The sequence below is a fragment of the Salmonella sp. SAL4457 genome (assembly GCF_046548235.1).
GTDB classification, from domain to species: Bacteria; Pseudomonadota; Gammaproteobacteria; order Enterobacterales; family Enterobacteriaceae; genus Salmonella; species Salmonella enterica.
This window is the reverse complement of the sequence record NZ_JBGDZO010000486.1, coordinates 1-272: the sequence shown is the minus strand read 5'-3', so window position 1 is coordinate 272 and position 272 is coordinate 1. Positions and strand designations below refer to the sequence as shown.

General features: G+C 66.5%; 1 protein-coding gene. It reads left to right on the top strand.

Annotation, left to right across the window (positions count from 1 at the left end):
• A partial coding sequence (locus tag ACLJNW_RS25160) for a TIGR02281 family clan AA aspartic protease (protein WP_410961351.1) occupies positions 1–272 on the top strand: 272 nt, incomplete at both ends.

Here is a 272-nt window from a genome sequence, read left to right as displayed (position 1 = left end):
CCTACGAACTGAGCCGCGAATACAACGAGGCGGGCTATTCGGCGCCGCAGCGGCACAGCTTCAGCATCGCCCGCGGTACGGGCGGGCACTATTGGGTGGCTGGCTCGGTGAACGGGCAGAACATGCAGTTCCTGGTGGATACCGGCGCCACCAGCATCGCCATGAACGAGAACGAGGCGCGCCGCCTGGGTATCGATTACCGGGTGGACGGCAAGCCGATGGTCGCCTCCACTGCCAGCGGAACCTCGCGCGGCTGGCGAGTGACCCTGGAC